Here is a 22,869-nt window from a genome sequence, read left to right as displayed (position 1 = left end):
TAGGCATAACCAATGGCTGGGCACACGCGGGGAATACGGGACACGCTGCCAAGCGCAGCGATAACCGCCAACAGCACTGCGACAACGCCACCGACTGCAAGGAGCATTGCCCACCGACGCTTCATGGAGTGAGATTAGCGCTTAAGGAGACAACCTTCGAGCATCGGGGCGTTTCGGTAAAGGATCCTTCACCGGGCGCTGCTGACGCGAGCAGCAAGTCGTGTCCTCCACTACCGGTATCTTGCGCAATATTTTTTGAATAAATAGCCGCCACCATTCGCGTGCTCACGTCCGGCCGTGTGTGGAAAGGCCCGTCAGGAGTCACAACCATATTCGGCAGCCGAAGGAGGCAGGAAGCCGAGCCGATAAATATCTTCCCTCCTAGATGGAACCGCGGAGGGGTTGCCGGACACTTATGGGTATGGGGAACCAGGGGAAGCCAGATAAGGACAGCGATCTGTGGTCGCAAGTCTTGGCTGGTGATGGCTCCGCCTTTGCTGAACTCTTCGTTCTCCATCGGGACCGGGTTTTTTGTCACAGCCTGCGCCTCGTTAGAACTTCCCATGAGGCAGAAGACATCACGGCGATGGTGTTCCTTGAGGCCTGGCGCTGCAGATCAAGCGTCAGACTCGTCAACGGTTCCGTCATCGGCTGGTTGCTGGTCACCACCACGAATGTGGCCAGGAATCGTATCCGGTCCAATCTGCGGTACGAGCGACTTATCCGAAGACTCCCAGGTGCCGAGACCGCGCCTGATCACGGCGACTCCGTGGCTGATGCCGTCGATCAGGATCGCCGCTCTCAGCTCCTGCAGCGTGCCTACCGTTCTCTCGGCCGGAGAGACCAGGAAATCATTGCCCTCTGCGTTCTAGAGGAGATGAGTACGACAGAAGTGAGCCAGCTGCTACGTATCCCGCCTGGCACCGTAAAGTCGCGGCTCTCCCGCGCTAAACAAAAACTGTCGAAGCTGCTGAATCCACAAACCGGGCTGCTGCCGGCCAACCCACTTACCCCTGAAGAGGGAACACCATGAGCGAGACTCCTCGTCCACCGCACTTCAACGCCGAACGCAGCAAAGCCATCGAACGGCTCCTTGCTAACGTCGCCCAGGACGGAACCCCGGAAAACCGCCACTTCCAAAACACCAAAGGCAAGCGAATCCTGCTTGCCGGCCTCGTAGTGGCCGTAGCAGTAAGCGGAGCCGCCGTTGCGCTGCAAATGCCAGTTACTGATAAAAGCTCGATCGCCTGTTTCGCACGCCCCGAACTGAACGGCAGTCAGTTCCCGGGCACTACCGCCGTCTTGGGGGAAGGTACGCGGGTCGGTGAACAATCAACGCAACGCAACCCCATTCCCATCGAGGATGCATTGGCAGTTTGCCGAACGATGTGGGCACAGCACCGGCTCGACCCGGATAGCCCTAACGGAATGGCGCACCCAAGCCTCTATGACCGGAGTTCCTCCCATCCCGTCCCGAATCCATTGACCGTCTGTGTGCTGAGAGACGGCCGAGCCGCAGTAATCCCAGGTGATGAAGACGTCTGCGCCTCGCTCGGGTTAGCTTTGAAAGACGACAAGACAACGCAGCGTTGATCTTCGGGTTTAACGACCACAGCCACCAGCCGACTGGCTAGAGCCGCGGACCCGGCGGTCAAGACTTTCGTCACTCACGAAGCTAAATAGCGTCCGGAAGCGGATCCTCTACCGGACAGACATGAAATACTTGGGGTCTTCCTGCAAAGTCGACTAAACGCCGTGATCAATGGGAGATATCAGCCGAGTGGGGGCGGTAATGCGAAAGAAGTTTTTGATACCGTTAGTTATTTTGTTGCTGGCTTCCTGCGCTACACCTTCCGATTCATCGGATTACCCGCGTATTGCTTCTACGGACGATCGGTGGGGCGTAGGTGTAACTGACCCGGTTTTCGAGTCGCTTGCTGAGTGTGACGACGACCCAAGCGTGGAGTCAGCTGTGCAAAGCGCGGACATGCCTTCTTCTCGGCTCGGTTTTCGCTTGAAAGCTGGAGCCTCGGAAACGGACGCTGTCAGCATTGCAGACTGCTTGGCTCCGCTCTTGAGCAGCGGAGAGCTCGCAATCGTGTCACCTGGCGCATAGCCGACTTAGTGGGCGCGCCACGCGCACGTAAGTCGATCCTCCACCGGAAAACGCCTTGTTTGATGGATAGGAATGCCTCATGATTCGGAGATGACGCGGAACGGAATAGTTACTGGTAAATCGGTTCTACTCTCAATTGCGGTGACTGTCGTGATCGGCGTGGCCCTTGGTTTGATCCTGGGGTGGCAGTACTCCGTCATCGGGATTGGGGCTGGCCTCGGCCCGTTAATTGGGGCTCACTTCGGCAATAAGAAGGCTGCAGAAGTTGATGCGTACCGAGAAGAATGGCTAGGCAGGCGGAAGCAGGCACGCAAAGACGAACAGCAATCAGGTGATGTGGCCTGAAGGATTCTCCACGGTCTTGACCGGCGTCGGGTGTCATCGATCAGCAACTGATCCGTAAAGCGCAAACCCGATGCCTAAGAGGACCCAGATAGACGCAATTACGTGGAGCTGAGCTTTCCCGCGCTCGGCCCACCACGAGATATCCAAGCCGTCCCGGAACCAAGACCTGATAACCGCCGAGCCTTTGCCCAAGGCGCCAGCAATCGTCCAGAGAAACAACCCGCCCCCAAGAAGCGCCAGCCCAAAAACTACTGCTGCACTCATCTGCGACTCCTCGTCTTGCGCGCGCTGGAAAGGTTTTGCGGTTCCATCAAGTCACTCACGACTCCACTCCAGTGGAAAGAACCCTTGCCACTTTCTTGCGCTGCGAGGCGCCGGCAAAAGCGCCCGTTAGCCGGTCGACGAGCGAACAGCCTGGCATGGATTCATCCCTCTGCTCCGTTATCGGCCCCTGATATGTACGTTTACCCCGAACGATGAAATGCACGGTGAAGGTGCCTTAACTGCTACGCCTCAGACTGCCTCGAAACCCTTGGGATACGAGGCGTCTCACCGGCCTCGCAGGGACGTGCGACTGCGGAAGCCAACTTTCCTTGGATTCAAGCGGTTTAAACTCGGTCGATCGATTCTCATAACTACGCCTCAAAACCGCCGAACCCGGCCTCTGTACTGCGCCTTGGTTATGTGACACCGGCACCGCCCAGGACGAAACTTCCCGACTGCTTGTGAGGCTTTATTGCGCTACGGGAAGCACTTTGATTCTCAAGGTTCCCTGAATTTGCTTCCTAAAGTCCCTGGTCTCGGTACGGTGGGTGAATCCGCATCAAAGGGGTGCAACGGATGAAGAAGCCACTGCGCATCTTGCTCGTCTTTCTTGCCACCGCCGTGGCTTTCACACTCGTCACGCTCAGCCGGCCCCTCCTAAGCGGGGAAAAGATCGAGCCCGACCAGGTTCTCGCCACAGCTGCTGTGGGATTGCTTGTGGCGGCCGGAATCTTTGGGGTGGTCCGCTGGCAGGAGGCCAGGGAACGCAAGAAGCCCAAGGGCTTCCCGACGGTGACGCGGTTCCGGTCAGCGATGTCGAGTGGACGGGTGCCGGCAGACGCTGATCGTGAGCTCTGGCGTCGCGAGCTGGACAAAACCATTCGGCAGGAAAGACCTTTCGTGTGGATCGGTCCTCTAGTATCCGGCGCTTTCGTCGTCCTAGGCATATTCCTGATCACCACCAGTCCCACCCATCCTTGGTATTGGGTGATCGTCACCGCCCTCTTCGCCGGGCTGGCATTTTGGTCACCACCCTGGACATTCCGTCGTCGGCGAAAGATGGAAGCGCTGAAGTCGCAGCTACTTACTCTCGCCGAGAATGACCAGCCACTGTTGTGAAAAGAAGAGACTGTGGCGGCGGATGACTGAGCGGCGGCGTGCAGCGCCGAACCCCGAATGGGTCCAGATGTACAGGCAGGGCGTACCCGTCCGGAGGATCGCTGCCCTGGCCAGAGTCGCCGGCTCGTCGGTCCGTTATCACCTCGCCCTGGCTAAACGGCAGGACCCCGGCCTTGCTGAGGCGCACCAACAGCTCCTTCCCCGCGCACCAAGGACCACCACCGCCGGCCGCACCAACCTCGCAGAAATCCTTTCCCTTTTCCACAGCACGGGACGGCTCCCTTCCGCTGTCGGGACCACGGTCCGGGAACGGAGCCTCGCCTCATGGCTCCACGACCGCCGGCAAGAAGCGAACAGCAACTCCCTCTCCCCTGCCTACGCAGACCAGCTCGCCACCATCCCGGGCTGGGCAGAGGTCCCCTCCAAGAAGGAACGGGACGAAACCCGCTGGGCCACTCGCTTCGCAGAACTCGTCAGCTACCGTGCCGAGGGCAACGACTGGCCCCGACACAACAAGACCACCGACCCATATGAACGCCAGCTCGGGCTCTGGCTCCATGGCCAACGGATCACCGCTCGCGCTTCAAAGCTCGAACCACGGAAAGCAGCAATGCTCGACACCACGCTCCCAGGGTGGCGGGCCGGGAGGAAACACAGAAACCGCGGACCGCAAGCGTAGATATCTGAAGCAATAGTTAGGACAAGAACATGGCACTTCTCTACCTGGTTGCTGGCTGCATCTTCTTCGTGGGGTTCGGAATAAGCTTCTTTCTCTGGCAAACGGCGGATCGCCGTGGACGATCACCGGAGTTCAGAAAGGGAACTGTGATCTCAAGTCTCGCTGGTTTGGTTCTCGTTGCGGCCTGTTTGGTCCTTTTCCTGCTGAATCAGCCTTCTACCGAAGCGACGTTGGGCGTGATTCGATGAGTGGGCGATCGCTCACGGACGAGGGAGCCGAAGTGCGGTAGAACGCTTCCCGGCAGATCTCGAACCCGCGGGGAAGCCTGCCTTCCAGTTCGAGGCAGTTCGTGAGGTTCTTCGGCGGATACCAGGGTCTCCGATGAGCGACGGGAAGAACCCTCATTCGTTGAATCTCACTGATTACTCCAAGTTGCACTAGAGAGAACATGCCATGACGCCCGTACTGATCGCAGGCCTGGTTGTTCTGGCAGCCGGCATCTTCGGATGGCTAATTTCGAAGCGCCTAGCTAGGTTCGCAGGCAGATCCCACCCGTTTCTCGCAACAGATACTGATCGAAGCAGGTTTCAAAAACGGCAGCTTTTCCTCATCAGAATCACAGGCTCCGTCCTGCTGTCTTCGGTCTGGGACTATCAATTTTCGGACTGGTTAATGGGGTCTAGTAAGGGCTAATCCCCCGGGCAACAGACAGTGAAGGGAGTGCACGGGTATGGACCCGTGCACTCCCTTCTTCTGTGTTGTTGGATAGCGGCCAACGAGAACAGTATGTCGCAGAAAAATGAGGGGTTCCCCCGAATGAATGCTTAGGTGCCCGCTTTCAGGTACTGGTACAGCGTCTCCCGGCTGATCCCGAATTCTCGGGCGAGGGCGGCTTTCTGCTCTCCAGCTGCGGCCCTGGCTCTGAGGGTGCCGGCCCGTTCGGGTGAGAGTGCTTTGGCCCGGCCGCGGTAGACGCCCCTGGTCTTGGCCAGGGCAATGCCTTCTCGCTGCCTCTCCCCTATCAACGCCCGCTCGAATTCAGCGAAAGCACCCATCACCGAGAGCATCAGGTTAGCCATCGGCGAGTCCTCCCCCGTGAAGCTCAGGTTCTCCTTCACGAACTCAATCCGTACTCCCTTGGCAGTGAGCTTCTGCACCAGGGCCCGGAGGTCATCAAGGTTCCTGGCGAGACGGTCCATGCTGTGCACTACCAAGGTGTCACCCTCACGGGCGAACTTCACCAACTCCACGAGCTGGGGACGCTTCACATCCGCTGGACTCGGACTTATCAAGACCAAGGGCTACACTGTCAGAACCCATTCCGACCTGAGGCTCATTCTCAATAGGCACCCGGTACTGAGGCAGGGTGGTTGAGTCGTGAAGAGCCGGACCGTTTTCGGTACGCCCTTGTACTTCTGAGACGTATCCACATGATAACGGTGTTATGACCCGTATGTTAGCGCAAACTATGATTTCTATTGGGGGAAATAATGTCGGTTCGGGCCTCTCAGGGCTTTCATCCCGCGTGGCCTCGCTTTGCGTCAGCGGTCATGTCTCGGGAGCGTCTTCTGGTTGTTCAGGGCCCGGCGGGGTGTGGTCGTTTTCGTTTTGGACGTAGTTGGGTTTCCGACCGGCCAGGTGAGGTGTTGGACCTGACCTTGGGCTGGTCGGGATCTTCGGTTGAGTCGATCGCCAGGCGGCTTGAGGAGGACCATTCTCTTCATTTGGCGGTCGTGACCGAGTCTGCAGAGATTGCGTGGCGTCTGGCTACAAGTCTTCCGTGCAGTGTTGCCGGTGTGAGGGATCTGTTCCTGGAACTGGATGAGCTTCAGGACCTTTGTCGAAGCGATGCGCGACCTGTCGGTAATGAGAGTGCCTTGGAGTTATATCAACTGACGGGTGGATGGCTGCGCCTGTTGGAGGCGATGTTGGGTTCAGGTGGGCTGGTCTCCGCCAAGGCCATCGTTAACCCTGCGTTGAGTCGATGGTTGGATGGCCTTGATTCGAGTACTCAGTGGGATGTTGCGGGTTTCCTGCCCAGCCTGGAGACGGAGTTTTTGTCTGCTTTTGAGTATGAGCTTCAGGGGGGGCGGTTGCCTCTGGTGGATGAGCTTGCGGCTGCTGGGCTGGCCCGGCATCTGGAGCCGAACGGGTGGTTCATTCCCTCGCTTGTAAGAAATTCGCTTGTTGAGAGGATGCAGAATTTGGAACCAGGCCGCGCTGAAAACCTGGCGGCTTCAGCGGTCAGGGCCATGGACCTAACTGCCGGTGTCCCTGCTGCGGTTAGTCTCGCCGTCCGGCAGCGGTCATGGCCGGCGCTTAAGGATCTTTTGGCTGAGCGGTGGGCTGATCTTTTCATTTCAGATCCTTCCGGGTTGGCCAGGTCGGTCGGGCGCTTGCCGCGTTTCCTTTCCGAGCAATCCGGGTTGTTCCCTGTCGCTATGAGGATTCTTACTGCCGCCGGCGCGGAAAGAATGGAGCTGCCGCTGCCGAGTCTCGAACCGGATTACGCGCGTGATACGACGGCACAACGTTTGAGGAAGCAAACCGATAGGTTGTACCGGAACCCGGGTGCGAAGGCGCTGACAGTGGGTCTGCTGAAAATCAGCTATCTTCGCCTCTCCGGGAATTACGTGGAAGCAGCCGAGGCTGCTTCGCGTCTTCGTCTCGCGTTATCGAAGGCAGCCGATGTTCACCAGATCAACCCGGTCTTGGGGTGCTTTGTGGAACTGCATGCGGGCATAACTTTTCATCTGGCTGGGCAAAGCGTCCCAGCCAGGCAGAGCTATGAGGCCGCCCTTGATTGGGCGCATCTGGCCGAACGGGCATTTTTGGATGCCAACATCACCTCCAACCTGGCGCTCCTTTCGGCCCAGGAAGGTGACACGGACTCGGCGAGGGATTGGATCGCCCGCCATGAGGCAGTGGAAGCGAAGGTGGGGTGGGGGCGCCGGATGGTCGGCCGATGCGCTGACCTCGCCCGCGCCCACATCGCCATTTCATCGCTGGACGTTGAGGCTCTTCGTGATGCACTGCTCAGGCTTCCCAGGCGGCCCGATAATGACGAATTCTGGTCAGTCCATACGTGGTGTCTGGGTATGCGAAATATTCTGCAGCATGACCCGGATTCGGCCATTGCGTTGATGACTGCCATGCGTCACGAACGCCCCTATGCCTCTGCCGCCCCCTTGGCTACGCGGATGCTCGCGCACGTTGAGCTCACGGCCCGGACCTGCAAAGCCGATGTAACGGGCGTTTCCGGGTCAGGGGAATGGCCGGAACTCCGTAACCTTGAAGTCTTGGGCCACCTGATCTCCGAAGATCAGGACAAGGCCTTAAAAGCCCTGGATTCCTTCCAGTGGACAGCGCCTGGTCCACGGCACCGCAACCCGGCTCTCTATTTGGAAATGGCAGCACGGGCGTCCGGGGATCTTGACCCTCTTGCGGTCGCAGCCATCGAACGCTCCCATCGGCGTGATGGTGAGCCAATCGATCTGCTCCCGCTGCGATATCTGGGGCTTTCTTCGCCGTTGGAACATCTGTTGGAACCGGGTGCCCGAGCCATGCTCAGATCGATGCCGGTCATTCGCGACGTCCGTAAGGAACGGCCTGTTCTTACCGCGCGAGAACAAGAGATTCTTGATATGTTGCGTCAGGGACTGACCCGAAAGCAGATCGCGGATACCAGCTACCGGTCAGAGAACACGATAAAGACCCAGCTGAAGGCGCTCTACAGGAAACTCGGCGTCGAGACGTATGCCCAGGCAATTGAGCAGGCCCGACAGTTCCGGCTCTAGGCTTCCGGAATGCAAAACCTCTTTAGGTCCCAGACAACTTGCAGTTGAGTAACTCCTGCCGTAACCCAGGATGGCGGGTGAGGTGTCGGGTCGTCGAAGGAGTGCTGGTTTCCACGAACCTGCCCCGGGGTGGGAGCGAGATGCTTGAAGTAACCCCGTACCAGGCGGCTCTGATGGCCGGGTCCTTCCGTAGGCTGTCAGCCTCTGGGGAGTTGATCGCCGCCGGCGTCTCAGAGTGAAGACGGCCAATGGAAGGGCTGAGAACCCGTGATCGAACAGGACCGGATGGGGGAGCATCGAAGCGTTCGGCGGAACCTACTGCAACTCCTTCAGTGGAGATAAATGCCAGAGCTTTGGCCTGAATTCGACCCGTATCTCAGACCTGTTCCTGCACTCTGCCTGCGACCTCCGGGATCGAAAACACGTTGATGAGGCATTCTGAACGCCTGTCCTGACGGCAGTGACTCCTGGCATTTGAGCGTGAAGGAATCATGTGGGTACTGGCGACCCCTGAAGGGGAGGGTGAAAAGGCGGGTGAAATACCCCTTTGGTGGATGATCCTCATCAGCCACATAGGAAACTCGGTGGTCTAATCGTGGAATCGGCGGGGCGGATGTGCCAACCAGTTGGTCGACATTCTCTTCCCCGGGGGGTGCCGGCCTCACCGGCTGGAATTAGGTGTTCCGTCCCGCCGCTTCAACGTGTCATTGTAGGCATTTCAATTTCTAATGAGGCTAAATGACCAGAGGAAAAGTGGAGGACAAGTATCTGACTGTCAGTGACGTTGCTGACCGGATCGGCGTCTCAAAGATGACTATTTACCGAATGGTACGTCAACGTAGCCTCGTCTCGCTTCGTATCGGAAAGCTAATACGCATACCAGAAGAGGAAGTAATTAACCTTTTGGCGAAGGCAAAAACCCTTCCGGCGGAGACGAGTGATGGACAACCCACAATTTGAAGCCGAAACGGACAAGGAATCGCCAAAAGGTCACAACCGCCCAAAAAAGGGGGATTATGTCGTAATAACTAGCGTCTGGAATGCCGGCGAATTCGGAAAAGTTGTGAAAGCAAGTTCAAATAAACTAGTTATTGAATTGGATGACGAAAATGGTGAGCCGGTCCGTAAAACGTTTCATCCATCAGATGCGAGTTTATTGTAGAAGGATCACCAAATCCGATAGACGTGCCCATGCCGCCCCACGCATCTGGATTACGCGCGAACTGATCTTTGCAACGCTTCTCGGCTTGCTGATAATTATCAGCGCAGTTGGTGCGATTTTTGGAATGGCAACCCACACTTGGGCACCAATTCTACTCATAGCTTCCTTGCTTGTCTTTATTGCGTTTGGATTGATAACCGTACAAATAAACTCAACGGAAAAACGAAGACATAGGCCAGGCACACATGCCGATACGTTCTTCGTTGTCCTTGACATCAGCAAAAGTGGACAGATCATTGCACTCAACAGCAATAGTGCGGACATCGAAAAGGATCTGCGGCGCACCATGCTGGCAAGCAACGTGCATGAAAGTTATCCATACAAGATTTCCTCCTCCGAACGGCTCCCCGCCCCACTCGTGAGAAGAGGATGGACATCAACACTTCTGGCTGATCGGGACGGACAAGAATTGCCTGCGCTCGTTCGCCGCATGGATTCCAATGAAGTAGCTAAACAAAGAATACTATTCTCCGTTGAATCAACGACGCAGAGAAGCTGTGCGAAGCTCGAAACTGTAGCAAAAATCTTTGATGAAAGTTACGATATTTTCTATCAGGAAATAATCGATTTAGACTCGGGTAGGCGTATAGGCAGGGAAGCCCTCACCCGATTTCATGGTCTGGATAGCCCTGAGCCGGTTTTTCAATTCGCTCGCACACAGGGCTTCGCCGAGTTTCTCGAGCTGAGTACAGCCCGGCGAACACTAGAAAATGTCAGCAAGAATAGAATCACTGACACCGTATTTATCAATCTCTCAGCAAAGACCTGCGTGTCCTCCGGATTCGACAGGCTTATGCACGATTTTGGCAGCATTCTGGAACGGATCGTCATCGAAATCAACGAAACGTCCTTCAACGAAGAAATCCAGCTTTTGGAGCCGGCCTTACGGCGTTATCGCGATCAGGGAGCCAGGATAGCATTCGATGATTTTGGTACCGGAACCACCAATATTACTGACATATTGACAATCAGACCGGATTTCATAAAGCTCGACAGGACTCTAACGGCTAATATACATCGAGAAACCATAAAGCTTCAAACTATAAAATGCTTGGTTGCTTGGTGCGTGTTGATCGATTGTAAACTTATAGCCGAAGGAATTGAGCTGGAAGCCGAATTGACGTGCTTGAGATCAATCAATGTCTTTGCAGGGCAAGGGTACTTCATTGGACACCCAAGGCCACTAATTTCATAGACTACTGGATACGTGCTTGAGCCGGTGCAACAGTATGTTCCCAATTTTGCCTGGCCCGGCATGTGAGCCCTAAGCTGCGGATTGTTCCAAGGCCTCGATGAAGAGAGTTGGCGCTCAGGCTCGCAAAAAAACGATCACATCCAAGGTGCACCTACTGCGGGCTCCACCCGGAGGACGAAGATGCTCTACGCGCCGGCTCCAACCTCTTTTGCTCCGACACCCACCACCTGCACTACCTCGCGCAAAGACCCATGTAGTAACAACCGGGGCGCTTTACAGCCCAACTACTCTGCCGGCATGCGCCCAAACGACTGCCGGCAACGGGCATTATGTTCATCACATAACAACGGCGGTGGAACTGGACCTGCCACCCGGAAAGCTACGAATGTTCTCGGACCCAGATCCAGAAAATCTGCCCCCCCTACGTCAGGTTGGACTTCGCTGAGGCTTCCCACGGTTCTGAGACGCCCTATCAGATGAACAGCACTGGCGTAGCCCTTTGGATGGCGCGGTAGACCGTCGAACGGGCAACGCCGAAGAGCTCTGCTATCTCGGTGGTGGTGTGCACCCCGCCCTGGTGAAGACTAACGAGGTGCGCTTCCTGGGATTTCGAGAGCTTAGGTTGTTTGCCTCGCAGCCGACCCTTGGCTTTAGCCACTGCCATGCCTTCCCGCGTCCTGGCACGAATGAGGTCCGCCTCGAACTCGGCAACCATGCCCAGGACGTTAAACAGCAGCTTCCCTACCGGATCGTGAGGGTCATAGACGCTACCGCCCAGGTTCAGAGCAACCCCTTTGCGGGTGAGCTCATCCGCGATATCCCTGGCATCAGGCAAGGACCGAGCCAAACGGTCAAGCTTAGTCACCACAAGGGTGTCCCCTTTACGGCAGGCGGCCAAGGCTTTGCCAAGGCCTGGACGTTCGCGTTGGGTGCCGGTGAACCCGTGGTCGACATATATAGCGTCGGGATCCACGCCGGCGGCCGCGAGAGCATCGCGCTGGGCGGTCAGATCCTGGGTGTTGGTGGAAACGCGGGCATAACCGATAAGCATATGGTTGAGTGTAGCGTTTAGGGTCCCTTCAGCGGGCAGTTTTGCGGGCGGGTCTTACGGGAATCTGAAAATCCCGGAAAGTCGGGAATTTTCTTGCACGCTAAATCGGTCAGTATCGCGGCCGGTGGAGGACCGCCTTACGGGCGGGGCTATGCGGAACCGTGAAGCCGCAGCTGAGCGCTTCCGGAGCGGGTATACATGATGCCGCGGGTGCTTGACTGGCGTGGTTAGGCTTTGAGCAATGACCGGCGAATGAGTCGGAGCAAGTTCACTGGGGCGTTAGCGGGGACTAAGTGAAAAAAATCGAAGCGCCCCGAACATGGGCTATCTACGCAGTCATCGGGATCGTTCTCTGGGTGGTGTTTGGTGCAATCGATTTCGCTAACAACGGGGCTTCGTGGCGAACGATCGCCTACGCCCTGCTGGAAGCAGGTTCGATTTACCTCTTGTTTAGGGCGATTAGCACCTTGAAGCGCGAGAGAACCCAAGGGCGGTAGCCGCCCGCAGCGGATCGTCTACCGGAACGCCGAAAGAGCACCGACTGCACAGGAGATGCTAGCTCTTGTCAGAATCTTTGGAGTAGTTGGGCAGAGGGTTGCCTTCACCGTCGTAGTAGATGGTGGGACTTTGGCGTTTGCCGAGGATTTTTTCTCGGTATTTTTCTGTCTCAGCAGATTGCGACGCACCCCAACCAGCACCAACATATGCTCCAAGTCCAATAGCACAGACGAAGAAAGCTGTTGCCGCCGCGGTTGGTCCTCCGAGAAACGCGAAGAGGGCGGTGACAGCCGCCAGAGCCGAAACTACGACCACCACTGTCGTTTTGGACATGCCTCGATCATAGGTTCGAAAGGCGAAGTTGTGGGGCTACTGAACGCATCGCCCGCGCATCTGACTATGGCAGTTTGATTCAGGACCGGTGTGACGGTTTGAATCAGGACCACCCACGACTCGCCGGTTGCTTGTGACGGTTTGAGTCAGGACCACCTCAGTGTTGCTTTCATCTGTTGAAAGCGAACATTTGGAGGTCCCGGATGAGGGTGCGCATGGAGCTGTTTGCCAAGATCCGCCGAGACGCCCGTGTGGAGGGTATGTCTATCCGCGGGCTGGCAAAGCGTTATCAGATCGGCAGGGACACCGTCCGGCAGGCCTTGTCGGATCCTGTCCCGCCCGCCCGGAAGAAGCCGGTTAGGTCATCGCCCAGGCTGGATCCGTTCAAACCTGCCATCGATGCCATGCTGACCGGGGACACTACGGCGCCGAGGAAGCAGCGCCATACCGCGCGGAGGGTCTTGGCCCGGTTGATCGAAGAGCACGGCGCGGAGGAACTGTCGTATTCGACGGTGCGCGATTACGTGCGGGTCCGCCGGGCGCAGATCGATGTGGAAGCGGGCCGCCGGGTTGAAGTGTTCGTGCCCCAGGAACATGAGCCAGGCGCCGAGGCTGAGGTGGATTTTGGAGAGCTCTGGGTGGTGCTCAATGGTGTGAAGACGAAGTGCCACATGTTTGTCTTCCGGCTCTCCCATTCCGGCAAGGCCATCCACCGTGTCTATCCCACCCAGGCGCAGGAGGCTTTCCTGGAAGGCCATATTGAGGCGTTCAGCGAGATCGGGGGCGTGCCGGTCCGGCACATCCGTTACGACAATCTCACCAGCGCGGTCACCGCTGTGGTGTTCGGGCAAGGCCGGCAGCGGCAGGAGAACGACCGGTGGGTGTTGTTCCGGTCGTTTTACGGCTTTGATGCCTTTTACTGCCAGCCCGGTATCGGCGGGGCGCATGAAAAGGGCGGGGTTGAGGGCGAGGTGGGCTGGTTCCGCCGGAACCGCCTCTCCCCGATGCCGGTCGTTGAGTCGCTGAAAGAACTCAACGACCGCATCCGTGTGTGGGAAGTCGGGGACGAGCGCCGGCGGATCATGGACAGAATCCACACGATCGGCCAGGACTTCGCCAACGAACAGGCCTCCTTGGCACCGTTGCCAACGGAGGAATTCGATCCCGGCCTGGTGCTCAACCCAACCGTGGACAGGTCTTCGCTGATCACCGTGCGGATGGTGAAGTATTCCGTTCCGGCGCGGTTCATCGGCCGGAAAGTCCGAGTGTCCTTGCGGGCATCCGAGGTTGTGGTGTTCGACGGCCGCGCCGTGGTCGCGCGGCATCAGCGCATGGCGGCTCGGTCAGGGCAATCGGTCCAGCTGGACCACTACCTTGAGGTCCTCAAAACCAAACCAGGTGCCCTGCCAGGTTCCACCGCGCTGGCAAGGGCCCGGCAGTCCGGGGCGTTCACCAGTGCCCACGAGGCCTTCTGGGCAGCCTCCCGTCGCGTCAATGGCGACGCTGAGGGGACCCGGGAACTCATCGACGTCCTGCTGCTCCACCGGTCCATGAACGACGGAGACGTCCAGGCGGGAATCACCTCAGCGCTGGGCGTGGGAGCTGTCAATGCCGATGTTGTCGCAGTGGAGGCCCGCAGACACGCAGGGGCATCGACCTGGGGTGGGTCCGGTTCAGACCGTCATCCGGGTGCTCTTGCTGAAGTGAATGTGCAACGGGTTGTCAGCCTTACTCAGCGCCGGCTCATGGACCCGGCAGCGGTCATCGCGGGGCTCCCGCTCGACACGCGCCCGCTTCCGTCGATCGGCGCCTACGACGAGCTGCTGTTCAAACGCACCGAGCACTCTGCAGGAACACCGTCGAAGGAGAACATCTCATGAGCCCCACCGCACCGGCCACCACCATCACTCCAACCCTGCGCCGACGCCGCGGCCTGACCGAACAAGCGGCGGTCGCAGCCGTGGACCAGGCCTGCCGTCGACTGCGGCTGCCCACCGTCCGGGCGGTCCTGGACGAAGCACTAAGCGTCGCCGGGAAAGAGCAACTGTCCTATCAGGGGTTCCTGGCCGAGCTGCTGCTGGCCGAATGCGACGACCGTGACCGGCGCTCCTCGATCCGTCGTGTGAAGGCTGCCAATTTTCCCCGGGACAAGTGGATCGGGGACTTCGATTTCGATGCGAACCCGAACATCAACCCCGCGACCATCCACACCCTGGCCACCGGTGACTGGATCCGCAAAGGCGCACCTCTGTGCCTCATCGGAGACTCAGGCACCGGTAAGTCCCACCTGCTCATCGGTCTCGGCACAACCGCCGCGGAGAAAGGGTTCAGGGTCAAATACACCCTCGCCACCCGGCTCGTGAACGAACTCGTCGAGGCGGCCGACGAAAAAATGCTGGCCAAGACCATCGCCCGTTATGGCCGCGTCGACCTGCTGTGCATTGATGAGCTTGGCTACATGGAACTGGACCGGCGCGGCGCCGAACTCCTCTTTCAGGTCCTGACCGAGCGAGAGGAGAAAAACTCCATCGCGATCGCCTCCAACGAATCCTTCTCCGGCTGGACCAAGACCTTCACCGACCCACGCCTGTGCGCCGCGATTGTGGACCGCCTCACCTTCAACGGCACCATTATCGAAACCGGTACAGACTCCTACCGCCTCGCACGCACCATCGCCCAACGAAACGCTTAGGCTAAACGGCGGCGAGGAGTCCCAGCCGGCAGCTCGCCGAACAGCCACCGCCAGCGCACGGGGTCACTCGGCGGCATTAGGGGAGATCCTGAAAGTACTCTGCCACGTCATAGTTGCCGATCAGTCTGGCCAGTCCTAGAGGGGACTGGCCCGACATGTTTGCCAGAAGCGGATCGGCACCACGCGAACGCAGCAGATTGATCATCGCCGGTCGTCCGCGGGAGTTAAAGACGGCGACGAACAGCGGTGTATTACCGTATGAGTTCTTTGCGTCGACCGCAGCACCGGCCTCGATCAGCGCGGCAGCGGCGTTCAGGGCATACTCCTGAGACGCAAGGTGAAGTGGGGTAAACCCCTGACTATCCGCGGAGTCGGGTGACTCGCCGGCAGCAATCAGTCGAGTCACCTCTGCTGCAGCATCGGTAAGTGCTGCGTAGTGCAGCGGCGAACGACCGGCGGGATCCATGGATACCTCAACTTCTGGACGGTAGGGGCAAACTGCCACGATAGACAATCCTTTACTAGGCGGGTGCGCCTTCCTTGCGATGAGCAGCCTCGACGGACTACCAATCAATCAACACTTCGTGCGCCGCCTCCACAATCTTGTTGCAAATATCCTCCCGGCTTTGCGGCATGTCGTCCCAGTCGTCCCTGAGGACAACCAAATAATTCAACTCCGTGGGCTGACCTAGTTCGTGCCAAGCATGGCCCAGAATGAGATTTGTCCCAATGTACGGGTCGAGGACGCCGTCAACGATTTGTTGGAGCCAGTGCCGAACCAATGCGCGCTGGGCGTCGCCGTCGTCCTCATAGGGCCTGCCCAACTGCTCCCGGACCTGGACCCATAAGTCAGACGCCCCCCGTGGATCATTCCGTGGGTGTCCAGCCAGTTCGCGAAGAGAGGGAGAGTCATAGCCCTCAACAAGCAAATCAGCTGCTACATCCGGATACTTCTCGCTGGGTACCAACCCCACTTGGTCGCGCAAAAACATCAGGCGCACATTTCCGGTTTCCTGTTCCATGGAAAAACCCTAGTCCCGGCGTCGATCATCCCTCACCTCCATAACGGACGTGCCACAGGGTGATCCTTTACCGGGAACTCAGAGGCGCGCGGTTGCTCAACTCCTATTTGATCCGCGAATTACAGTTGCCCGCCCCGAACGGTCCCTATTCGCCCGTCCGAGCCGCGCCAATGCTCCAGACGGTGGTCCTAAATCAAGCCGTCATGGTGGCCCTGAATCACGTTGACATATTCACGCATCCCAGGCAAGAGAAGCCCGGGCGCTCCCCCGGCCGAGTTTTTAAGCCACTTACGCACGTGTCCGGTAGAGGATCGCCTTACGGGCACGTACCAGGACCGCTGGCCGGCCCCACTCCCCCACCAAGTCAAATACGCTTTCGAATCGGTTTTGACCGCATTTGATTGCGCTCTCGACTTCTGACAGTCAGAATCAGCCGTAGACAGTGGATGCTCCATCCGTCGCCAACATGCAGTCTCAAAGGGTCGTTTTTGCGTATTGCAAATACACCCCCGGCCCCGCACGACACCTGCGTTATGCCGCAGTGTCCTCGGCGGCTCGTACGACGCCGTTCGCCTCTCGTCATCCGGAGCAGACGCAAGTGATCGTGTCCTTTGGCGGGGTGTTCGGCTGTGGCTTGCCTGCGGGCTCCTAGTCGGTAGGCTCGCGGTATGTCACGAGCCGGAGCTGGCTCGTACACCACATCCGAGGGGGAACCAAGTGAACCCTAGATTTCTCATAAGGAGACCGTATGTCCCAGCCCGGTTTGGTTGAATCTATTAGTATCGCGTCGCACGCGCGTCATCAGTTGCTAGAAGACACGAAAGCCACTAACAGCCCTTACAAGAACGACCCTGTCCCGCATCAGGACGATCTTGCAAAGTGGCTTCGCGAGAACAAGAAGTTCGAGCAGCAGGACGATGGGACATGGGCTGTAAGTCGAACCAACCTCCACGAGGCGATTGCAGCCTTGGGTAATGGTCCGACGCCCTGACCGCAAACGGTCGTTTTGACCGTGGCCTCTTAAGCATCTGCGTATCGAAGCGACGCCGCACCCGCCTCAGCCGGTGCAGACGCCACGGTGCGGGAGCGCAATCGTGTCCCCTTGCATAGTTATAGGCAGTACTTCATTACGATGAACTCCATGCAGTCACAATTGGATCGTGGGATCGCGCGGGATCGCCTAACTAAATTCGCATGGGAATGGACACAGCGAATCGAGGATTGGCGCGATTCTGGACAAACGCACACGGAGAAGTCCTACGCGCAACAGTTTTGGTCTTCCTTACTCCGCTGCTTCGGAGTCATTCCAGAGCGAATGGATCTGTTTGAGCGGGATGCCACTCGCGCTTCAACCGGCGGCGGCGGTTACATAGACTTCTTCTGGTCCGGTGTCGCAATCGGCGAGGCCAAGTCGCTCGACAAAGATTTGGGCAAGGCGCACCGGCAAGCGCTGGATTACCTTTCAGGTGGCTCGATCCAGTCATTTGAATGGCCGAAGTTCGTTCTAGTCACTAACTTTGACCGGATACGCATCGACCGCCTCGGCGACGAGCCCTGGACAGTTGAGTTCGGTTTGGATGACGCCCCCAGCCATGTCGATCAACTGATGTTCCTGGCGGGGCAGGAAACCGTAACCCGGGCAGAAGAAAAAGCAGCCTCCATCGACGCCGCGAAACGAATGGCGGCCCTGTGGCAAGCACTGGTCGGCGACGAGGCCGATGAAGCCGTTGGGGATGACGCCCCAAGTTCGCCTGAAGACGAAGACGAACTGGCCCAGGAGGCATCCGTACTGCTCACCCGGCTGCTTTTCCTGCTTTACGGCGATGACGCCGGGTTGTGGGAGGACGACTTGTTCCGCCGTTGGGTTGAATACGACACAACCCCTGATAACCTCGGCCCCCAACTCCAAGCACTGTTTACAGTACTGAACACGCCGCCAAGCCATCGCAAGCGAGTCCCCAACACCCTGGCGAAATTTCCCTACGTCAATGGAGGAATCTTCGACGGTTCCAGCCCTGTTCCATTCCTGAACACGGAGATGCGCCAAGCCCTTATCGCAGCATGCCGATTCCGCTGGACCCACATTTCCCCCGCAGTATTCGGAGCTCTGTTCCAGCTGGTGAAGTCGAAGGCAGCCCGCCGGGGCGACGGTGAGCATTACACCTCCGAATCAAACATTCTCAAGACCATAGGACCCCTGTTCCTTGACGAATACCGCACACGCGCTGACCGGTTAGTCGCCAAAAAGTCAGCCACCCGAAAAGAGTTTGATGAGCTGCAGGACGAACTAGCTTCGAACCTCTATGTCGATCCCGCCTGTGGCGCAGGAAACTTCCTGAACATTGCCTACGCCCATCTCCGAGCGATCGAGACTGCCCTCATCGTCGAGCGCAACAAGCGATGGGGCACGATGGACCTCACGTATGACGTGAGCTACGAACAAAAGCTCACTATCGACCGGTTCTGGGGGTTCGAGATCAACTGGTGGCCCGCCAAAATTGCAGAAACCGCCATGTTCCTCGTTGACCACCAGGCCAACCTTGCCCTGGCAAAAGCCCGCGGGGCAGCACCAGACCGTCTACCCATCCAGATAACCGCTCACGTTATCCATCACGACGCGTTGACCTTGGACTGGAACAAAACGCTCCCCGAGCCCCAAGGACAGACCTACGTCTTCGGAAATCCTCCGTTCTTGGGGGACCACACCCGCACTCCAGCGCAGTTGGCGCTAATGCAAACAGCTTGGGGGACCACCAAGCAGCTTTCCCGCCTAGACTTCGTCACTAGTTGGCACGCGCTGACGCTACGCCTTCTCACCGACCGACCTGGTGAGTGGGCTTTCGTGACTACTAATTCCATCACGCAGGGTGACCAGACGGCTCGCCTCTTTGAACCGATCTACGAGGCCGGCTGGCGAATCAAGTTTGCACACCGTACTTTTCAATGGGACTCAGAAGCTCCCGGTAAGGCCGCTGTTCACTGCGTCATCATCGGTTTCTCCCGAGACAATGCAAAGAAGCGCCGCCTGTGGGACTACCCAACGGCCAAATCCGACTCTGTTGAGATTCCTGGCGTAACAGACATAAATGCCTACCTCGTGGACGGGCCGGAAGTATTGGTGGGCAAACGTACGCGCGCGCTGGCTCCCGATCTGCCTATGGTTGACTACGGATCTAAGCCCTCTGACGGCGGCAATCTCATCATCACTCCCGATGAATACGACGAAGTCATGGCCGACCCCAGCATGGCCCCGTACGTTCGCCCATACGTCGGCTCTAAGGAACTGCTCAGCGGTAGCAAGCGCTGGTGCCTATGGTTGCGAGGGATGGACTCTGACGCGCCTAACCACTCACCCAAGCTCAAACGACGACTCGAAGGCGTTGCTGCCATGCGCAACGGTTCTCCGGCAGCCAGCACCCGCGATTGGGCACGTTTCGAGCACCTCTTCCGACAGATTGGCCTCGTCTCCGATGTCCCGTTCGTGGGAATTCCAGAAGTCAGCAGCGAGAACCGCCGCTACCTTCCTGTGTCACACTTCGACCCCGAAGTCATCATTTCCAACAAGGTCTACGGCGCGATCGATCCGGACGGCATTGTTTTCGCTGTGGCGTCCTCGTCCATGTTCTGGACTTGGATGAAAACCGTGGGCGGCCGAATGAAATCGGACCCGTCATTTTCTAGCACCATTACCTGGAACAACTTCCCAATGCCAGCACTTACGGACGCCCAACGATCCGCGCTGGCATCGGCCGGAAACAAGATACTTACCGCGCGCGCGCAGTATCCCGCGCGAACCCTCGAAAAACACTATGCGCCCCTAGGCATGGCCCCCGAGCTAGTCCAAGCACACGATCAGTTGGACGTGGTCATGGACAAAATCATGGGAGCATCCAGACGGTGCCGCACCGCCCTCGAACGGCAGGAGTTACTTTTCGCTTCATATGTCAGCCTGACGCAGGAATCAGTTGTCCCGGTTCCGATCATGAGCGAAAGTGAGCGGGGCATCCGTACTGAACTGCGGCACTCTTCGACGGACGGCCGCCGCTGGGGCTCGGGGCCAGGTACGACGGACACAGAGCGGTACGAGTTCGCCTGCCCCTGTGGGAAGGGCGCGGTCATCGAGACGCACGAGAACACCGAGGGCTTTCAAGATCACGACAAGCATCTCGCCTGCGAGTCTTGCGGCGAGGACTGGGCCTTCGTCCCCGGTCTATCCGTCCGTGACTGGCGGTTGGAGCGAAAAACGCCTTAGTTCTACAGTGTGCCGGAACACCCCATCTGGATACGGGGCTGGTCCGCCCATAGGCAGAGGGGCCGGCACGTGAGTGCCGGCCCCTCTGGTTTCCCTCTGCAAAGGAAATATGTGGTTCAGCTTAGCTGAAGGGTTGTGGTGCTGCCGCAGCCTGGTACCTCGTTGTTCCTGTTCCCGCGGAAGTGGTGATGTGCTGGTGCATGGTCGCGGTTAATGGCGGTCCGTCGCTGGTGAGTGGCTGCTGTGGTTCGCCCTGGGCGGCGGACCGCCCCACTTCTGGGAGGTTCCTGGCCCCGGGGTGAGGGCCGGGCGGCTGCCTCTGGGGTACAGCCGCCCGGTTCCCCGTCACATTACTCGGTGTCGGTGGTGTGCTTGTCGAGGATGATTTTTTCCACGGCGCTTGCTGTGTAACCCCAGGTGGTGAGCTGGTTCAGGTAGTGGAAGTTCCGCTTTTCGGCACTCCTCCATGAGTCTTTCTGGATGGTCTTTTCGTACCCGGCGCAGATCAGGGCGATGAGGGAGAACTCGGGCCGTGCGGTGGTTTTGGCGGTGTGGTCCCGCAGCGGATTCCAGCCCCACCGGTCGGTGTCCTCGCCGGTCTTGGCCCCGATCATCTCGGTGGCGACCTTGCCGTCGTAGCCGCTGGCGGTTTCGGGGTCGTGGGTGATGGCGTGGACGGTGAAGTACTGCCAGCCCTTCGGCGCGGTCTTCCGCGAGAGCAGGGTCTTCACGAATTCACGCCTGACCTTGGTGGCACTTTCCATCTCGCGGTTATTGGCTATCAGGGTCTTCCGCTCGGCTTTCTGTTCCTCGGTCATCGGGCCTTTCTGGGCCTGCGTGCCGACCCTAAACCGACATGAATGCCGGCCGTGCCTGACGTCAGTCTGGGGTAGACCCTAAATAGCCACAGCAGTTTCTGCCCACGGTGCGGCAGCGATAGCAATTAGGCCGCCACCGAGGGTGACAAATGCGAGCCCTACAACTCCTGGAGCCTTTTTATTTAGATCTCTTTCTACGACCAGAAGGAACCCGCCGACCCCAACGAAGAGTGCGCCGATAAAATTTACCCATGCTGGACCCCACGAGGCCCTTGCCCACACGCCCGCTAGAGCAGTCACCAACACGGCTCCAACAAACCACAGAGCATAAGGCAACTTCTTCTTTTTCAACGTTCCCCTGAATCTAGATACCACGTGATCAAACCGCCTAAAGTTGCCCGTCCTGATACTTAGCTTGTAGCTGCGGCCATACGATGCGGTCGAGGATCTTTTGTTGACTGACGTCCTCGGCCTCGGCCGCTTTTCGTAGAAGCTCTTGCTGCGTTTTTGTCATGCGGAAGTTGATTCCCACGACTTTTGGTTCCTTGAGTCGGGCTGGTCCAGCTGCAGGAGCCCCCTGCTCGGCTTGATTGCCGAACCGTTCAATCTCTTCATTGCTGGGTTCGCTGCTGCGAACTCGGGGCTTCACCACGCCATGACCTCCTGAGTGAGTATCTGAATTTCCGCCTTAGCTTTGGGATCCTTCATCTCGACCACTCCCCTGCCGTCTTCCAAGCATCGTTGATAGCTCTTTCGCTCGTGCAGGACTACGCCAGCCAACGGCAGCTCCGGAAAGGAGGACATGTATTCCCTGGCTTCTTGTACGTCCGAGTTTGTCGCGTGGGTGCTGGCCCGGTTGAGCACCCCAAGGACGCGGAGGTCAGGGTTGAAGTCCTGTGCTTCAGTCACAGTCGTGACGAAAGCCTCTGCGGTGTCCAAGTCGGCTTGACTTGGCTGCATGGGCACCAGAACGACCGAGGCGGCGGTTAGAGCTGTACGCATTTCTTTGCTGTCCTTGCCGGCTGCGTCAACGAGGACAACGTCATAGCGGGTGGACAGATCTTTGAGCGTGCTGTGGATATTGCCGCCCTTTTGAACACATGGAATTTTTGCGAGTTCTGATTCATCGCGGTCGCGTGCCCAGTTCGAGACTGTACGAACCGTGGGGTCTGCTTCAACAATTAGGACGTCTTTGCCTAAACGCTGAAGTTCGGCGGCCACGTTGACGGTAATCGTTGATTTACCAACGCCGCCCTTGACGTGTGCAACGAGAATTATCATGACACCAGACTAGTGCGGTACTGGTGTGGTGTCTACACTAGTACAGTACTAGCACCACACTAGTGTGGTGCTTTAACGGTACTAGTGTGGTACTAAATCTGCATCCCATCTCCCGGCGCGTGCAGTAAATCCATTCGCAACACCGCTAAATAAGTACCGGTGCGGTACTGGTACCACACCAGTAC

Annotated in this window: 20 protein-coding genes and 2 pseudogenes; 14 read left to right on the top strand and 8 right to left on the bottom strand. The window is 58.1% G+C overall.

Features of this window, described 5'->3' with window-relative positions; all coding sequences use genetic code 11:
- Positions 1 to 421: 421 nt before the first annotated feature.
- From ACRB8A_RS20030 to ACRB8A_RS20005, 6 genes are all read left to right on the top strand, one after another.
- Positions 422 to 1,033: an RNA polymerase sigma factor gene (locus ACRB8A_RS20030; RefSeq protein WP_432246270.1), complete on the top strand. Its 612-nt coding sequence runs from the start codon at positions 422 to 424 to the stop codon at positions 1,031 to 1,033.
- Positions 1,030 to 1,593: a hypothetical protein gene (locus ACRB8A_RS20025; RefSeq protein ID WP_432246269.1), complete on the top strand. Its 564-nt coding sequence runs from the start codon at positions 1,030 to 1,032 to the stop codon at positions 1,591 to 1,593. The genes ACRB8A_RS20030 and ACRB8A_RS20025 overlap by 4 nt, the downstream gene beginning before the upstream one ends.
- Positions 1,594 to 2,206: 613 nt before the next feature.
- Positions 2,207 to 2,461 (top strand): hypothetical protein, encoded by a 255-nt coding sequence (locus ACRB8A_RS20020; RefSeq protein WP_432246268.1) that lies wholly within the window; start codon positions 2,207 to 2,209, stop codon positions 2,459 to 2,461.
- Positions 2,462 to 3,301: 840 nt separating this feature from the next.
- Entirely contained in the window at positions 3,302 to 3,844 is a 543-nt protein-coding gene (locus ACRB8A_RS20015; RefSeq protein WP_432246267.1) for a hypothetical protein, read from the top strand.
- Between the two features lie 22 nt (positions 3,845 to 3,866).
- Complete coding sequence (locus ACRB8A_RS20010) at positions 3,867 to 4,523, top strand: helicase associated domain-containing protein (RefSeq protein ID WP_432246266.1); 657 nt, start codon at positions 3,867 to 3,869, stop codon at positions 4,521 to 4,523.
- A gap of 29 nt (positions 4,524 to 4,552) precedes the next feature.
- Positions 4,553 to 4,771 (top strand): hypothetical protein, encoded by a 219-nt coding sequence (locus ACRB8A_RS20005; protein ID WP_432246265.1) that lies wholly within the window; start codon positions 4,553 to 4,555, stop codon positions 4,769 to 4,771.
- 576 nt (positions 4,772 to 5,347) lie between these two features.
- Here the strand turns inward: ACRB8A_RS20005 and ACRB8A_RS20000 are convergent.
- A pseudogene (locus ACRB8A_RS20000) lies at positions 5,348 to 5,803 on the bottom strand (recombinase family protein); the annotation flags it as partial.
- A gap of 366 nt (positions 5,804 to 6,169) precedes the next feature.
- On the opposite strand from ACRB8A_RS20000, the gene ACRB8A_RS19995 reads away from it, so the two are divergent.
- The 4 genes from ACRB8A_RS19995 (at position 6,170) to ACRB8A_RS19980 (ending at position 10,737) form a co-directional block, all read left to right on the top strand.
- The gene (locus tag ACRB8A_RS19995) at positions 6,170 to 8,320 is read left to right on the top strand and encodes a response regulator transcription factor (RefSeq protein WP_432246264.1); all 2,151 of its coding nucleotides are present in this window, start codon (positions 6,170 to 6,172) and stop codon (positions 8,318 to 8,320) included.
- A 738-nt stretch (positions 8,321 to 9,058) separates the two neighbouring features.
- A complete protein-coding gene (locus tag ACRB8A_RS19990; RefSeq protein ID WP_432246263.1) occupies positions 9,059 to 9,280 on the top strand; it encodes a helix-turn-helix domain-containing protein in 222 nt (73 codons plus the stop codon).
- On the top strand, positions 9,261 to 9,482 hold the full coding sequence (locus ACRB8A_RS19985) for a hypothetical protein (protein WP_432246288.1): 222 nt from the start codon (positions 9,261 to 9,263) through the stop codon (positions 9,480 to 9,482). Before ACRB8A_RS19990 ends, ACRB8A_RS19985 begins: the two co-directional genes overlap by 20 nt.
- Positions 9,421 to 10,737, top strand: coding sequence for an EAL domain-containing protein (locus ACRB8A_RS19980; RefSeq protein ID WP_432246262.1), 1,317 nt, complete (start codon positions 9,421 to 9,423; stop codon positions 10,735 to 10,737). The genes ACRB8A_RS19985 and ACRB8A_RS19980 overlap by 62 nt, the downstream gene beginning before the upstream one ends.
- 472 nt (positions 10,738 to 11,209) lie before the next feature.
- On the opposite strand, the gene ACRB8A_RS19975 is transcribed toward ACRB8A_RS19980, so the two are convergent.
- Both ACRB8A_RS19975 and ACRB8A_RS19970 read right to left on the bottom strand, forming a co-directional pair.
- Positions 11,210 to 11,788, bottom strand: a complete 579-nt coding sequence (locus ACRB8A_RS19975) for a recombinase family protein (protein WP_432246261.1) — start codon at positions 11,786 to 11,788, stop codon at positions 11,210 to 11,212.
- 555 nt (positions 11,789 to 12,343) lie between these two features.
- Complete coding sequence (locus ACRB8A_RS19970) at positions 12,344 to 12,619, bottom strand: hypothetical protein (RefSeq protein WP_432246260.1); 276 nt, start codon at positions 12,617 to 12,619, stop codon at positions 12,344 to 12,346.
- 203 nt (positions 12,620 to 12,822) lie between these two features.
- Here ACRB8A_RS19970 and istA point away from each other — a divergent pair, with 203 nt between their 5' ends.
- Both istA and istB read left to right on the top strand, forming a co-directional pair.
- Positions 12,823 to 14,499: an IS21 family transposase gene (gene istA, locus ACRB8A_RS19965; protein ID WP_432246259.1), complete on the top strand. Its 1,677-nt coding sequence runs from the start codon at positions 12,823 to 12,825 to the stop codon at positions 14,497 to 14,499.
- A complete protein-coding gene (istB, locus tag ACRB8A_RS19960; RefSeq protein ID WP_432246258.1) occupies positions 14,496 to 15,311 on the top strand; it encodes an IS21-like element helper ATPase IstB in 816 nt (271 codons plus the stop codon). The genes istA and istB overlap by 4 nt, the downstream gene beginning before the upstream one ends.
- 76 nt (positions 15,312 to 15,387) lie before the next feature.
- On the opposite strand, the gene ACRB8A_RS19955 is transcribed toward istB, so the two are convergent.
- Positions 15,388 to 15,816, bottom strand: coding sequence for an ankyrin repeat domain-containing protein (locus ACRB8A_RS19955; RefSeq protein ID WP_432246287.1), 429 nt, complete (start codon positions 15,814 to 15,816; stop codon positions 15,388 to 15,390).
- Between the two features lie 58 nt (positions 15,817 to 15,874).
- Positions 15,875 to 16,333, bottom strand: a complete 459-nt coding sequence (locus tag ACRB8A_RS19950) for a hypothetical protein (RefSeq protein WP_432246257.1) — start codon at positions 16,331 to 16,333, stop codon at positions 15,875 to 15,877.
- A gap of 748 nt (positions 16,334 to 17,081) precedes the next feature.
- Here ACRB8A_RS19950 and ACRB8A_RS19945 point away from each other — a divergent pair.
- The gene (locus ACRB8A_RS19945) at positions 17,082 to 17,324 is read left to right on the top strand and encodes a hypothetical protein (protein WP_432246256.1); all 243 of its coding nucleotides are present in this window, start codon (positions 17,082 to 17,084) and stop codon (positions 17,322 to 17,324) included.
- Between the two features lie 150 nt (positions 17,325 to 17,474).
- Positions 17,475 to 20,585 (top strand): DNA methyltransferase, encoded by a 3,111-nt coding sequence (locus ACRB8A_RS19940; RefSeq protein ID WP_432246255.1) that lies wholly within the window; start codon positions 17,475 to 17,477, stop codon positions 20,583 to 20,585.
- A 350-nt stretch (positions 20,586 to 20,935) separates the two neighbouring features.
- Here the strand turns inward: ACRB8A_RS19940 and ACRB8A_RS19935 are convergent.
- The 3 genes and pseudogenes from ACRB8A_RS19935 to ACRB8A_RS19925 form a co-directional block, all read right to left on the bottom strand.
- A pseudogene (locus tag ACRB8A_RS19935) lies at positions 20,936 to 21,424 on the bottom strand (ParB/RepB/Spo0J family partition protein); the annotation flags it as partial.
- A gap of 367 nt (positions 21,425 to 21,791) precedes the next feature.
- A complete protein-coding gene (locus ACRB8A_RS19930; RefSeq protein ID WP_432246254.1) occupies positions 21,792 to 22,055 on the bottom strand; it encodes a hypothetical protein in 264 nt (87 codons plus the stop codon).
- Positions 22,049 to 22,684: an AAA family ATPase gene (locus ACRB8A_RS19925; protein ID WP_432246253.1), complete on the bottom strand. Its 636-nt coding sequence runs from the start codon at positions 22,682 to 22,684 to the stop codon at positions 22,049 to 22,051. The genes ACRB8A_RS19930 and ACRB8A_RS19925 overlap by 7 nt, the downstream gene beginning before the upstream one ends.
- Positions 22,685 to 22,869: the final 185 nt, after the last annotated feature.

The sequence above is a fragment of the Arthrobacter sp. G.S.26 genome (assembly GCF_050847375.1).
Classification (GTDB): Bacteria; Actinomycetota; Actinomycetes; order Actinomycetales; family Micrococcaceae; genus Arthrobacter.
The sequence above is the reverse complement of the archived record's forward strand: the minus strand, read 5'-3'. Positions and strand labels throughout refer to the sequence as shown.